This is a genomic window from Metabacillus sp. FJAT-52054 (assembly GCF_037201815.1).
Classification (GTDB): Bacteria; Bacillota; Bacilli; order Bacillales; family Bacillaceae; genus Metabacillus_B; species Metabacillus_B sediminis.
In genome coordinates this window covers 3,824,181-3,837,250 of sequence record NZ_CP147407.1, presented here as the reverse complement: position 1 = coordinate 3,837,250, position 13,070 = coordinate 3,824,181, and the positions used below count along the sequence as shown (strand labels likewise).

The 13,070-nt window shown below is 49.9% G+C and carries 12 protein-coding genes; all 12 read left to right on the top strand.

Annotation, left to right across the window (positions count from 1 at the left end):
* The 12 genes from WCV65_RS19770 (at position 1) to murA (ending at position 12,497) form a co-directional block, all read left to right on the top strand.
* Positions 1 to 1,362 carry an NADH-quinone oxidoreductase subunit C gene (locus WCV65_RS19770; protein ID WP_338778862.1) on the top strand — a complete coding sequence of 454 codons (1,362 nt, stop codon included), beginning with the start codon at positions 1 to 3 and terminating at the stop codon, positions 1,360 to 1,362.
* Positions 1,363 to 1,365: 3 nt separating this feature from the next.
* The gene (locus WCV65_RS19765; RefSeq protein ID WP_338778860.1) at positions 1,366 to 2,466 is read left to right on the top strand and encodes an NADH-quinone oxidoreductase subunit D; all 1,101 of its coding nucleotides are present in this window, start codon (positions 1,366 to 1,368) and stop codon (positions 2,464 to 2,466) included.
* On the top strand, positions 2,466 to 3,470 hold the full coding sequence (gene nuoH, locus WCV65_RS19760) for an NADH-quinone oxidoreductase subunit NuoH (RefSeq protein WP_035408075.1): 1,005 nt from the start codon (positions 2,466 to 2,468) through the stop codon (positions 3,468 to 3,470). The genes WCV65_RS19765 and nuoH overlap by 1 nt, the downstream gene beginning before the upstream one ends.
* A 249-nt stretch (positions 3,471 to 3,719) precedes the next feature.
* Positions 3,720 to 4,142, top strand: a complete 423-nt coding sequence (gene nuoI, locus WCV65_RS19755) for an NADH-quinone oxidoreductase subunit NuoI (RefSeq protein ID WP_035408077.1) — start codon at positions 3,720 to 3,722, stop codon at positions 4,140 to 4,142.
* Positions 4,139 to 4,654, top strand: coding sequence for an NADH-quinone oxidoreductase subunit J (locus tag WCV65_RS19750; RefSeq protein ID WP_338778857.1), 516 nt, complete (start codon positions 4,139 to 4,141; stop codon positions 4,652 to 4,654). The genes nuoI and WCV65_RS19750 overlap by 4 nt, the downstream gene beginning before the upstream one ends.
* Positions 4,651 to 4,965: an NADH-quinone oxidoreductase subunit NuoK gene (nuoK, locus tag WCV65_RS19745; RefSeq protein ID WP_035408081.1), complete on the top strand. Its 315-nt coding sequence runs from the start codon at positions 4,651 to 4,653 to the stop codon at positions 4,963 to 4,965. Before WCV65_RS19750 ends, nuoK begins: the two co-directional genes overlap by 4 nt.
* Before the next feature lie 32 nt (positions 4,966 to 4,997).
* Positions 4,998 to 6,887, top strand: coding sequence for an NADH-quinone oxidoreductase subunit L (nuoL, locus tag WCV65_RS19740; protein WP_338778855.1), 1,890 nt, complete (start codon positions 4,998 to 5,000; stop codon positions 6,885 to 6,887).
* Complete coding sequence (locus tag WCV65_RS19735) at positions 6,884 to 8,377, top strand: NADH-quinone oxidoreductase subunit M (protein WP_338778854.1); 1,494 nt, start codon at positions 6,884 to 6,886, stop codon at positions 8,375 to 8,377. The genes nuoL and WCV65_RS19735 overlap by 4 nt, the downstream gene beginning before the upstream one ends.
* A gap of 3 nt (positions 8,378 to 8,380) precedes the next feature.
* Complete coding sequence (gene nuoN / locus WCV65_RS19730) at positions 8,381 to 9,838, top strand: NADH-quinone oxidoreductase subunit NuoN (RefSeq protein ID WP_338778853.1); 1,458 nt, start codon at positions 8,381 to 8,383, stop codon at positions 9,836 to 9,838.
* Positions 9,839 to 9,935: 97 nt separating this feature from the next.
* Positions 9,936 to 10,196: a DUF1146 family protein gene (locus tag WCV65_RS19725; protein ID WP_338778852.1), complete on the top strand. Its 261-nt coding sequence runs from the start codon at positions 9,936 to 9,938 to the stop codon at positions 10,194 to 10,196.
* A gap of 220 nt (positions 10,197 to 10,416) precedes the next feature.
* Positions 10,417 to 11,154: a YwmB family TATA-box binding protein gene (locus WCV65_RS19720; protein WP_338778850.1), complete on the top strand. Its 738-nt coding sequence runs from the start codon at positions 10,417 to 10,419 to the stop codon at positions 11,152 to 11,154.
* Between the two features lie 32 nt (positions 11,155 to 11,186).
* Positions 11,187 to 12,497: a UDP-N-acetylglucosamine 1-carboxyvinyltransferase gene (gene murA / locus WCV65_RS19715; RefSeq protein ID WP_338778848.1), complete on the top strand. Its 1,311-nt coding sequence runs from the start codon at positions 11,187 to 11,189 to the stop codon at positions 12,495 to 12,497.
* Positions 12,498 to 13,070 lie beyond the last annotated feature (573 nt).

The window sequence follows — 13,070 nt, the reverse complement described above, 5'->3', positions numbered from 1 at the left end:
ATGACAGATAGGCAAGACTTAGAACGCTTAAAAAAAGAAGCAGCCGAAAAAGCAAAGCTCGCTGCCAAGAAAAAAATGGAGGAACGGAAGCTGAATGAAGAAGCCGCCGTTTCCATCGAAAAGGACAAGACCGAATTGGAAGAAGACGCCCTCGCTTTAGCGAAAAAGAAAGCGGCCGCAGCAGCCAAAGCAAAAGCCGCCGCCCTCGTAAAGCAGCAGCGGACCAACGGTGAGGAAACACCAGAGGAAGACGCCGTAGCCCTCGCGAAGAAAAAAGCAGCCGCAGCAGCCAAAGCAAAAGCCGCAGCCCTCGCAAAACAGCAGCGGACCAACGGTGAGGAAACACCAGAGGAAGACGCCGTAGCCCTCGCGAAGAAAAAAGCAGCCGCCGCAGCCAAAGCAAAGGCCGCAGCCCTCGCAAAACAGCAGCGGACCAACGGTGAGGAAACGCCGGAGGAAGACGCCGTAGCCCTCGCGAAGAAAAAAGCAGCCGCCGCAGCCAAAGCTAAAGCCGCAGCCCTCGCAAAACAGCAGCGGACCAACGGTGAGGAAACGCCAGAGGAAGACGCCGTAGCCCTTGCAAAGAAAAAAGCGGCCGCCGCAGCCAAAGCAAAAGCCGCCGCACTCGCAAAGCAGCAGCGGACCAACGGTGAGGAAACGCCAGAGGAAGATGCCATGGCCATCGCGAAGAAAAAAGCGGCCGCAGCAGCAAAGGCAAAGGCTGCGGCAGCAGCTAAGACGTCAAGAACCGAGCCGCTTTCAGATGAGGAGGCGGCAAAGGAGAAGGCAAAGGCGGTTGCTGCTGCGAAAGCGAAGGCCGCCGCGGCTGCTAAGGCGAAGCTTGCCGTGAAGGAGATCGAGGAGGTAAAGGAAGAAACGCCATCCATTCACCAGCCGAGGCTTGACCGTACAGTAGCTCTATTGACGGCAGCCTTTGGAGCAGATTGTCTGGAGGACGCCTTCATTAACCGTCTTTCAAAAGAGGTGCCGACGATTGTGGTGAAGCGGGAGCGCTATTTAGAGGCGGCTACTCTGCTGAGGCACCATGAGGATACGTCGTTTGATTTTCTTTCAGAGATGCACGGAACGGATTTTCAGACGCATATGGAAATTTTCCTGTATTTGTTCTCATATACCCATCATCATGCACTCGTTTTGAAAACGAAAATGGATCGGGATCAGCCGGTGGTGGAGTCGGTCGCCAATTTGTGGCGGGGGGCGGATTGGCCGGAGCGGGAGACGTTTGATCTCCTGGGCATCCAGTTCACGAACCACCCGAATTTAAAGCGGATCATGCTGCCGGATGAATGGGTGGGCCATCCGTTGAGGAAAGATTATGAACCGCATGATGTGGAGGTGTAGCCGATGATCCGCACGGAAGAAATGCTATTGAATGTCGGCCCGCAGCATCCGAGTACCCACGGTGTTTTTCGGCTAGTCATTAAAATTGACGGCGAAATCATAAAAGAAGCCACCCCGGTCATCGGCTACCTGCACAGGGGGACGGAAAAGCTTGCTGAGAATCTGCAGTACACCCAGATCATTCCTTACACGGACCGGATGGATTACTTGTCGGCGATGACGAACAATTATGTCATCTGTCATGCAGTGGAGACGATGGCGGGGATCACACCGCCGGACCGGGCTGAATATTTGCGGATCCTTGCCATGGAGCTTGGCCGTGTTGCAAGCCACCTCGTCTGGTGGGGAACGTATCTGCTCGATATCGGGGCGGTCAGTCCATTTCTGTACGCCTTCCGTGAGCGGGAAATGATTATTAATCTATTAACCGAGCTTTCCGGCGCCCGGCTGACCTTTAACTATATGAGGGTTGGAGGGGTGAAGTGGGACGCGCCGGATGGATGGCTTGAGAAGATTGAAGAATTTGTTCCATACATGCGGGAGCAGCTGAAGGGCTACCACGATCTCGTGACGGGCAACGAAATTTTTCTCAACCGTGTAAAAGATGTGGGGATTTATACGAAAGAAGAAGCGATTGAGTACTCCCTGAGCGGGGCAAACCTGCGCTGTACGGGAGTGGAATGGGATTTGCGGAAGCATGAGCCATATTCGATATACGACCGGTTTGATTTTGACATTCCTGTCAGGACGAGGGGAGATGCGTTTGCCCGGTACGAATGCCGGATGGCCGAAATCGAAGAATCCTTGAAAATCATCGAACAGGCCGTTGCGCAGTTTCCGGCGGAAGGTCCGATTATGGCGAAGGTGCCGAAGATCATTAAGCCGCCTAAAGGTGAGACGTACGTCCGGATTGAGTCGCCGAGAGGAGAAATCGGCTGCTATATCGCCTCTGAAGGAAAAAAAGAACCGTACCGCTTAAAATTCAGAAGGCCTTCCTTTTATAATCTGCAAATCCTTCCAAAGCTTCTGGAGGGCGAAAACATGGCAAACCTCATAACCATACTAGGGGCGATTGACATCGTTCTCGGGGAGGTAGATGGCTGATGATGCAGGATCTGATTTCCGCCCAGCCAAGCTGGCTGAATTTCCTCGCCTTTTTTTCACTCGCCACGCTGTTTCTATTTGTCGTACTTGGATTCGTTACGTACGGCATTCTTGCTGAACGGAAGGTAATGGGGTTCATGCAGGGACGGATCGGCCCAAATCAGGTAGGGGGAAGATGGGGGCTGCTTCAAACAGTTTCTGATGTGCTGAAGCTGCTGCTGAAGGAGGACACCATTCCAAAGCTTGCGGACCGGCCGCTCTTCATTCTTGCTCCTGTAATTGCCTTTGCACCTGCTTTTCTTGTTCTGGCCGTCATTCCGTTCACGGATGCCTTTCAATTTGCGGACATCGGTGTCGGCCTGCTCTATTACATTGCCATTTCGGGTTTAACGACGGTCGGCGTCGTTGCTGGTGGCTGGGCTTCGAACAATAAATATTCCCTCCTCGGCGGAATGAGGGCAGCCGCCCAGATGATTTCCTATGAAATTCCGCTCGTGATGAGTGTCATCGGCGTCGTTCTGTTATCCGGCAGCCTGAATTTAAATGAAATCGTTGCTGCCCAGGAAAATGTCTGGTTTATTTTTGTCCAGCCAATTGGCTTTCTTGTCTTCCTGATCGCTTCGGTAGCGGAGCTGAACCGGACGCCATTTGATCTGCCTGAAGCGGAATCGGAGCTGGTTGCCGGATACCATGTCGAATACTCCGGCTTCAGATGGGCGTTTTTCATGCTCTCTGAATATGTGTACTTTTTCGCGATGGCATCCCTCACAACCGTCCTGTTTTTAGGCGGCTGGCATGAGGTGCCGTTCCTCGGCTTCATCCCGGGTGCGGTCTGGTTTGCGCTAAAATTCAGCGTCATCGTCTTTATCCTGATCTGGTTCCGGGTCACCTTTCCGAGACTTCGTGCCGATCAGCTGATGGAATTTGGCTGGAAGGTGCTGCTCCCGGTAGCACTGGCCAATATATTTATCACGGCGCTCGTGAAAGAATTATTTTTCCGATAGGTTAAGTTAAAACATGATGGTGATTTTTAAACACCTGTTGATTGGAGTGGAGGGTGTGAGACTCCTGCGGGAGCAGCGGGACAGGTGAGACCCGCAGTGGCGAAGCCAGGAGGAGGCTCACCGCCCGCCCCGCGGAAAGCGATCACCCGCAACGGAAATCAACAACCGAATTTAACAGCTTTCCAATAAAAATGAAACGTTTACTAGCAGCTGCCCGTTAAAACGGGAGAATCGAAGGGGAGTGACACCATGCGGGGCTTAGGAAAAGGTCTTTCCTATACGCTGAAAAACCTGACGAAGAAAAAAGTAACGTATGATTATCCGAATGAAGCATTGATGCTGCCGGATCGGTTCCGGGGCATTCAGAAATTTTATCCAGAAAAATGCATTGTCTGCAATCAGTGTGTGAATATTTGCCCGACCGACTGCATCTCGCTAACCGGCAAGAAGCATCCTGACCCAACGAAAAAAGGAAAAATCATTGAGACGTATGACATCAATTTTGAAATTTGCATTCTCTGTGATTTGTGTACAGAGGTGTGCCCGACAGAGGCCATTGTCATGACGAATCACTTTGAGCTCGCGGAGTACAGCCGTGACAATCTTTTTAAAGACATGGAATGGCTGGATGAAAACGACACCCATGTCCGAAAGGAGAATAAGGTCGAATGATCTCAGGCGAGTTTTCCGCATTTGCCATCCTTTCACTGACGGCCATCTCAGGTGGAATTCTCATGCTGAATGTAACGAAGGTCGTTCATATGCTGATTTCCCTCGTGCTCACCTTTGTGAGCATCGCGGGACTTTACATTCTGCTCACGGCTGAATTCATTGCTGTTGTGCAAATCCTCATTTATTCAGGTGCCATCACCATCATCATGCTGTTTGGGATAATGCTGACCCGTAAAACAGATGAAGAAGAACCATCCGCCGGCCGCTTGAAAAAAGGGCTTGTGTTCGCTTCGACCGCCGTTTTTGCTGTCGTCATGTATATCGGCATTTACCGTCTCGATTTGAACGGCGATCCCGCTGCTCTTCATGAAAACAATACCGAGCAGATTGGGGTTGCGTTGTTTTCCAAGCACATCATCCCGTTTGAATTAACATCGGTGCTGCTCCTCGCTGCCCTGATTGGTGCCATTATTTTAGCGAAAAAGGATGAGGAAAAGGAGGAGCAGTCATGAGTTCGATCCCGCTATCCGGATACCTTGTTCTTGCGCTGATCCTGTTTTGTATCGGACTGTACGGCGCCCTGACGAAACGAAATACCGTGATTGTGCTGATCTGCATGGAGCTCATGCTGAATGCAGTAAACCTGAATCTGGTCGCCTTCAGCAAGCTTGGAGCGGCTCCTTCCATAACCGGCCAGGTCTTTGCGCTATTCTCCATTACGATTGCGGCGGCAGAAGCTGCGGTTGGACTGGCCATCCTTTTTGCCCTTTACCGCAACCGGAAGTCCGTCGCGGTGGATGATTATGATTCGATGAAGCATTAGAAAAACAGAACCTCAAAAAGGGGATAGGGAATATGATGCAATTCGCCTGGCTGATACCGCTTTTTCCGCTGATTTCCTTCCTGATCCTGCTCGCTGCCGGCAGCCGTCTGAAGGCTAAAAGTGCCTGGCTTGGAACAGGATTCATGCTCGTTTCATTTCTATTCTCCATTTTTGTCCTTGCAGACCGGCTGCAGCATGGAACCTTTAAGGCTGAGGGCACATGGCTGACCATCGGCGATCTGCCCATCACGGCAGGTTTTGAAGTGACTCAGCTCAACGCCCTTATGCTGATCACGGTGACGCTTGTCAGTCTGCTTGTACATATGTACTCCAGGGTTTACATGGCAGATGATGAGCGGCTGCACGTATTTTTCGCTTATCTTGGATTGTTTACCTTTGCGATGCTTGGCCTCGTTATGACGACCAATCTTCTGCAGCTCTATGTGTTCTGGGAGCTGGTCGGACTTGGTTCGTTCCTGCTGATCGGCTTTTATTTTTCGAAGGAATCTGCCAAAAAAGCGGCAAAAAAAGCGTTCATGATGACGAGGATCGGGGACGTCGGACTGCTGATCGGGATGCTTCTCCTTTTTTCACAGACAGGAAGCTTCGAGTATGATGTGATTTTCCAATTCGTTGGAGCAGGCTCCATTCCGGACGATCTGCTCACATTGATTGCCATCTTGATCTTCGTTGGTGCAATGGGAAAATCCGGACAATTTCCGCTTCATACGTGGCTTCCGGATGCGATGGAGGGCCCGACACCGGTCTCCGCACTCATCCATGCAGCCACAATGGTCGCAGCCGGTGTTTATCTCACAGCACTCATGTTCCCGCTTTTTGAAGCAAGTCCCGCCGCCTTAACCGTTGTCGCTGTAATCGGCGGCTTTACCGCGATTTTTGCCGCAAGCATCGGGCTTGTTCAGAACGATATTAAAAGGGTGCTTGCCTACTCGACCGTGAGCCAGCTTGGCTACATGATGCTCGCCCTCGGCTCTGCAGGCTATACCGCCGGCATCTTTCACCTATTCACACACGCCTTCTTCAAAGCCCTTCTTTTCCTGGCAGCGGGAAGCGTCATTCATGCTGTTCATACTCAGGATATCCGGAAAATGGGCGGACTTTGGAAAAAGCTTCCCTGGACCGGGCCGCTGTTTTTAATCGGCGCATTATCCATAAGCGGATTTCCTTTCTTCTCAGGATTTTTCAGTAAAGATGAAATTCTTGCCTCGGTTTGGCTTCATGGCAATCCTCTCCTGTTTTGGCTCGCTGTGATTGCCGCATTTTTCACGGCCTTCTATATGTTCCGCCTCTTCTTCCTCATTTTCGGCAAAGGAGCGGAAGAAACGGCTGCGGCGATTACCCCTGAAGCGCAAACCGGAGCTGTGATTAAAAACAGTGCTGAAGCCGGTCCGCTGTTGATCATTCCTATGGCGGTTCTTGGAGTTCTCGCCGTAACAGCGGGATATCTCAACACTCCGTGGTTTCCGGTATTGGGGGAATGGCTGCAGCCCGGCGAAGCGCATGAGGCGGCTCCTGTGTGGATCATGCTGATGGCAGTCGCTGTTTCGCTTGCCGGTATTTTTCTTGCCTATGCCATTTATGAAAAAGGGTGGATCAAGCGAAAGGCCATTGCAGGAAAAATGCCGATGATCCATCAAGTGCTTTTGAAAAAATATTTCGTTGATGAGCTATATCAAATTACCGTTCTTGCAGCGGTCCGCGCTATTTCCGGACTATGCCAGCTCGTTGAGCGGTTCGTCGTTGAAACGCTTGTGAAAGCGGCCGCATCCTTTGTGCAGGGACTTGGAACGGCAGGGTCCAGGCTGCAGAGCGGGCAGACACAAAGCTATGCAGCGGCTGCCTTTTTAGGGCTCGCACTGCTCGCAGCCGTATTCTTGCTGACAGGGGGAATGCAAAAATGAACAGCCTCATCCTGACATTGCTCGTGTTTTCCCCGCTTGCCGGCGCTGCCGTCCTTTTGTTTATCCCGAAAGAGAAGGAACGGGCACTAAAGACGGCAGGCCTTGTCGCAACCATGCCGGCACTCATTCTTTCGGGCATCATCCTCATCCAAAACGCACTGGGTGCCGACATTGAAAGATTCAGTGTTTCTGTCCCGTGGTTCAAAATGGGAAATGTAAATCTCGGAGGGGAGTATTTTTTCACCGTAAACTACGAGCTCGGAATGGACGGATTCTCTCTCATTATGATGACGCTCGCTGCCGTTCTTGCCACTCTTTCCGCTTCGGCTTCCTCGTTTATTCAATCCGGATGGAAGGGCTATTTTTCTCTCTTGCTCATTCTTGAAACCGGGATGCTTGGCGTGTTTGCGGCAGAAAACCTGATTCTTTTTTTCATTTTCCTCGAGCTGACCCTAGTTCCGATGTTCTTCCTCATCGGAAAGTGGGGCTTTGCCGGACGGGAAAAAGCGGCCTGGTATTATCTGCTTTATAACGGAATTGGCTCAGCGATCCTTTTAATCGTCATCGTTTACTTGTTTGGACTGACTGGAACTGTCAATATCGAAAAACTGATGGATCTCGCCGGCGATTTTCCCGCCGCTGTCCAGCTTGGCTTGCTCCTTGCCTTACTCGTTTCCTTCGGTGTGAAGCTGCCGATTGTGCCGCTGCATACGTGGATGCTTCACGTTCACGTTCAGGCGCCGCCGCCGGTTGTTATGCTGCACTCAGGGGTTTTATTGAAGATCGGTGCATACGGAACAATCCGGATCGGGATCGGATTGTTCCCGGAAGCCTTTCAAACCCTTGGGACGGCGATCATGATTTTAGGAACGGTCAATCTCCTGTACGGCGCTTTTCTCGCACTCATACAAACGGACTTTAAACGAATCCTCGCTTATTCAAGCGTCTCCCATATGGGAATCGTGCTGATCGGGCTTGGGGCCATGAACGAAGCGGGCATTCAGGGAGCCATTTTTCAAACCGTTTCCCATGGGTTCATCTCGGCGCTGCTGTTCCTGCTCGTCGGAGTGATGGCCGTTCGCTTTCAGACGACCGACATCCGCGAGCTTGGCGGACTCGCCCGGAAGCTGCCAAAGCTCTCCAGCGTCCTGCTTGCAGCGGGAATGGCCTCTCTCGGCCTGCCCGGCATGTCCGGTTTTATCAGCGAGTTTATGGCCTTTATGGGCATCTTCCTCGTTCAACCTGAGCTCGGTGCGGTTGCCGCCGTCGGGCTGATCCTAACGGCTGCCTATGTACTAAGAGCGGTCCTGTCGATTACGTTCGGCAAGGAAAAAGGGGCGGAAGGGAGCCTGCCGGATTTGAAATGGCACGAAGCGGGTCCCGCCTGGGTTCTTCTTTTCCTGATCATATCAGTTGGAGTTTTCCCGAACGGTCTCGCTGTGCCGCTGCAGCCTGCGATTGAAACCATTATGAAAGGAATAGGAGGGTAAACGATGGATGCCGAAACATTGATGTCCTATAACTGGATGCTGATGATGCCTGAATTCATGGTGCTTGGCGGGGCCGTCCTCATTTCCGTCCTCGATTTGCTCCTGCCTAAGAAAACGGGCAGGGAATGGCTTGGGTGGCTCGGATTGGCAGCCATCGCAGGTGCTGCAGGGGTGCTTTTTTTCCTGACCCCATCGGAAACAGAAGGGATTCTTGGAGACAGCTTCGTCCTCGATGGATTCGCCAAGCTGTTTAAAATCCTCCTTCTCGGCGGCGCAGCACTCATTTACTTGCTGACGTTCCAGGAAAAAAAGTCGGAAATAACAGAACGCAGTGAATTTTATACACTTTGGCTCACCGGACTTCTCGGGGCGATGTTTATGAGCTCAAGCCGGGATTTGATGACTCTGTTTGTCGGGCTTGAACTGCTGTCGATCTCTTCCTATATCATGGCCGGTTTAAAGAAAAAGGATCAGAAATCAAATGAAGCGGCCATGAAATACGTGATCAACGGCGGAGTCGCCACCGCCATTACTCTGTTTGGGATGAGCTATCTGTACGGAATTACGGGGACGGTTTCCTTGAGCGACATGAGCGGGCAGCTGCAAAGTCTTGAAACTGCGGATCATCTATTCGTTCTCGGCCTGTCCTTTCTGATCATTTTCACCGGCTTGTCCTTTAAAATTGCCGCCGCTCCTTACCACATGTGGGTGCCGGACGTGTATGAAGGAGCGCCTACTTCTGTGGCGGCCTTTTTAAGCGTCGTTTCAAAGACGGCTGGCTTTATCCTTATCATCCGGCTATTCTATACAGTTTTCCTGAATACTTCGATTTTACAGGGTGAGTCCATGCTGATGAATATGCAGCCGTACATTGCTGTTCTCGCCGCCTTAACCATGATCATCGGAAATGTGACGGCGCTGAAGCAGAGAAATGTGAAGCGGATGCTCGCCTATTCCTCCATCGGCCATGCGGGATACATGCTCGTTGCCTTCGCATCTCCGCAGTCTCCGCTCATGTTCGATGCCATCTGGTTTTACCTGCTCGCCTACCTGTTCATGAACGCAGGAGCGTTCGCCATTTTGCTGGTCATTGAACAGCAGACAGGCTCTGCCCATCTGGATTCCTTTTCCGGGCTGTATAAACGTTCACCCGTCATAGCCGTATTGATGGGCATCCTTCTTCTTTCGTTAGCGGGAATACCGGGTACGGCCGGATTTATGGCGAAGCTCACCATTTTGCTCACCGCCTTTACAAATCAGGTGCCAATGCTCATCCTTGCCTCGATCATGCTGGCAGCGACCGTCATTTCATATGTGTACTACTTCCGTGTTTTTGCCCATATGTTTTTCAAGCAGGGCGAAGCGGAACCAAGACTCCGCTTCCACCCGGCAGCCGCGGCGGCCCTGCTCATCTGTACAGCAGGTACCATTCTCTTTGGAATTTTCCCGGACATTCTTTAAATAGGTAACATTTTCTTATGGCAGGGCGATATAATAGGAGAGGTGAAAACCTCTCCTATTTTTGCGGGGAAAATGAATACATATTTGGAGGATTAAGATGATTGAATTTTCACAGCAGGCTTTAACCGGTTTAGTGTCGCATCTATTTTTCATCGCCGTCACCTGGTGGGCGCTTCAGTCGCTGAATTTCGACAAATTTATTCGAAGCGGACGTGTGGTCCAGGCCCAGGTCCTTCTTATATTGCTGACAATTGCCATTGCTTACCTGGTCAGCAGTTTTTTCCTTGATTATTTATTTTGGTCAAAGGAACTTCCTTCCCTATTTTACGTTTACGCCTTAATTCCACTGGGAATATAGGTGGAGAAGGGGTTGCGGAGGAGTAATCCCAGCGGGTTCAATCCATCCAACGGGCATGGGACTGGCCAGGGAATTAGTTCAAAACTGATTTCTAACCCCATGTAAAACAGGACCATAGACCTTGCAGAAATGCTTGATTCTGTAGAACAATGACGACTTTTTCCACGTATGTCCAGCCCCTCTCCGGCAAGACTGTTAATAAGGAGAGGAAGTGGACGGAATGGATAAAATAAAACAGATGATGTTGATCGCTCTTATGTTTATTGTCGTCACCGCTGCATGCGGAAAAATTGTGGAGGCAGCCATTAAAAAGCCGGAAATAGCACAATTGGCCGTCGCGTTTCAAGATCAGGGTATAGAAGTAAAGGAATGGACGATCTACTCCAAGAAAAAAATTTCGATGCCAAGTGAAAAATTTTCGGAAAATGTGAAACGTTTTACACAGCAGCATCGTCTTTTTAAGTGGTCGATCGAACGGACCAGCAGTGGCTGGAAGGCAGCAGGCACGAAAGTGAACAAAAACCTGGGTGCCACGGAATCATTGCAAATTATATCAACCGACACAAATAGCCAATCGAACTCGTATATCCTGTATCAAGTCCATGGCCGTGGTGAATCCCGGAATTGGGCTAACATTCATACACATTTTAAAAAGCAATCATTCGACATTTTTCATGAATATCCCACAATTTTCTCTTGTATTGAAGGCAGTGTAGATGATAAGATGGTAGGTGTTTTGCATCTAACTGATGCTTTGCTCAACGAATTTAACGCGGTACCGCTTGAAAAGCTTAAAGAAAAAGATTTCATTTCGGTATCAGCATATACAGCACGCTGGGAGCAAAAGATCCCGGCTGAACAAGGCAGCATGAACATGCAAGTGGCCGTTAGACACGGCGGATTGGGCGAAAATACTACAGTAGTCGCAGGAACACCAATCATCACGACTGAATATTAATATAGAGAATTTGGGACGCGGAGGGGAATACCTTGGAAAAAATCATCGTCCGCGGCGGTCAGAAGTTGAACGGCACAGTAAAGGTAGAAGGTGCCAAAAATGCCGTTTTACCGGTTATCGCTGCATCCTTATTAGCTAGTGAAGATAAGAGCATTATTTGTGATGTACCTACGCTCTCCGATGTATATACGATTAATGAAGTTCTGCGCCACCTTGGTGCAGATGTCCATTTCGAAAACAATCAGGTAATTGTAGATGCATCCAAAGAGCTTAGCACCGAAGCACCATTTGAATATGTGCGTAAAATGCGGGCATCCGTTCTTGTAATGGGACCGCTCTTGGCAAGACTTGGCCGCGCGCGTGTAGCACTGCCGGGCGGATGTGCAATCGGTTCACGTCCAATTGATCAGCATCTTAAAGGCTTTGAAGCCATGGGCGCGATCATCAAAGTTGGAAATGGCTTTATTGACGCCGAAGTAAAGGGCAGACTGCGCGGAGCTAAAATTTATTTGGACTTCCCGAGTGTAGGTGCCACTGAAAATATCATCATGGCCGCTGCACTTGCAGAGGGTACAACAACCCTTGAAAACTGTGCAAAAGAGCCAGAGATCGTTGACTTGGCGAACTACATCAATGCTATGGGTGGAAAAATTCGCGGAGCTGGAACAGGTACGATCCGTATTGAGGGTGTATCTGAACTAAAAGGCGCTCAGCACAACATCATTCCTGACCGTATTGAGGCAGGAACCTTCATGGTGGCTGCAGCGATTACAGGCGGAAACGTCCTTGTAAAAGGCGCTGTACCTGAACACCTTGCTTCATTAGTAGCGAAAATGGAAGAAATGGGCGTAGAAATCATCGAAGAAGAAGATGGTTTGCGTGTCATTGGACCAGCAGAATTAAAAGCGGTAGACATCAAAACCATGCCTCACCCAGGATTCCCGACAGACATGCAATCTCAAATGATGGCATTGCTTCTTCAGGCAAAGGGCACAAGCATGATTACAGAAACCGTATTTGAAAACCGCTTCATGCACGTGGAAGAATTCCGCCGCATGAACGGAGAAATCAAAATCGAAGGCCGTTCCGTGATCATCAACGGACCTGGCGAGCTTCAAGGAGCAGAAGTAGCAGCAACAGACTTGCGTGCAGGTGCCGCTCTTGTCCTGGCTGGCCTCGTATCCGAAGGGTATACACGCGTAATGGAACTGAAGCACATCGACCGCGGCTACGTAAACTTCCACGGCAAACTTGCCGGAATCGGAGCCGACATCGAACGCATCACAACCGACGACCAATCCATCACACCAGAACAGCAAGCTGTTTCGGACTTAAATGCATAATTTTATATTCTCAAACGGGACTCGCCATCTGGGCGGGTTCTTTTTTATGCAGTTTAGCACAGTGGGCAAACCATGAATTCAGCATAAATTACGGAAATTCATCATAAATCCGGAAAATTCATCATAAGTGCAAAAAAGTTCATCATAAATCTCAAAAATTCATCATAAACGCGGGAATTTCATCATAAGTTTTTTGTGGTGTGATTTTTTAGGAATTTGTAGTTTGTGGTCAACGGTCATTAGTGGGCAGTCAGCAATTATTGGTAAAAAGTCAGCAATTAGTAATATAAAGTCAGCAATTATAACGTAAATGTCAGCAATTATCGGAAGAATGTCAGCAATAATTCCGAAGAAGTCAGCAATTATACCAGATTGGTCTGGATCGAGCCCTGGAAGAACCTCTGAATACCGCCGAACCTTCATTTAAACCGCTAAAAGCTCAATTAAAACCGCTAAAACCTCAATCAAAACCACCAAAACCGTAATTCAAAACCGCGAAACCCTCAATCAAAACCACCAAAACCCTAAATCAAAACCCCCAACCAACACCCGCCAATCCCTCTCCAACAGGTA

Coding starts and splice junctions, on each gene's coding strand:
- WCV65_RS19770 (WP_338778862.1), top strand. CDS start 1: ATGACAGATAGGCAAGACTTAGAACGCTTAAAAAAAGAAGCAGCCGAA.
- WCV65_RS19765 (WP_338778860.1), top strand. CDS start 1,366: ATGATCCGCACGGAAGAAATGCTATTGAATGTCGGCCCGCAGCATCCG.
- nuoH (WP_035408075.1), top strand. CDS start 2,466: ATGATGCAGGATCTGATTTCCGCCCAGCCAAGCTGGCTGAATTTCCTC.
- nuoI (WP_035408077.1), top strand. CDS start 3,720: ATGCGGGGCTTAGGAAAAGGTCTTTCCTATACGCTGAAAAACCTGACG.
- WCV65_RS19750 (WP_338778857.1), top strand. CDS start 4,139: ATGATCTCAGGCGAGTTTTCCGCATTTGCCATCCTTTCACTGACGGCC.
- nuoK (WP_035408081.1), top strand. CDS start 4,651: ATGAGTTCGATCCCGCTATCCGGATACCTTGTTCTTGCGCTGATCCTG.
- nuoL (WP_338778855.1), top strand. CDS start 4,998: ATGATGCAATTCGCCTGGCTGATACCGCTTTTTCCGCTGATTTCCTTC.
- WCV65_RS19735 (WP_338778854.1), top strand. CDS start 6,884: ATGAACAGCCTCATCCTGACATTGCTCGTGTTTTCCCCGCTTGCCGGC.
- nuoN (WP_338778853.1), top strand. CDS start 8,381: ATGGATGCCGAAACATTGATGTCCTATAACTGGATGCTGATGATGCCT.
- WCV65_RS19725 (WP_338778852.1), top strand. CDS start 9,936: ATGATTGAATTTTCACAGCAGGCTTTAACCGGTTTAGTGTCGCATCTA.
- WCV65_RS19720 (WP_338778850.1), top strand. CDS start 10,417: ATGGATAAAATAAAACAGATGATGTTGATCGCTCTTATGTTTATTGTC.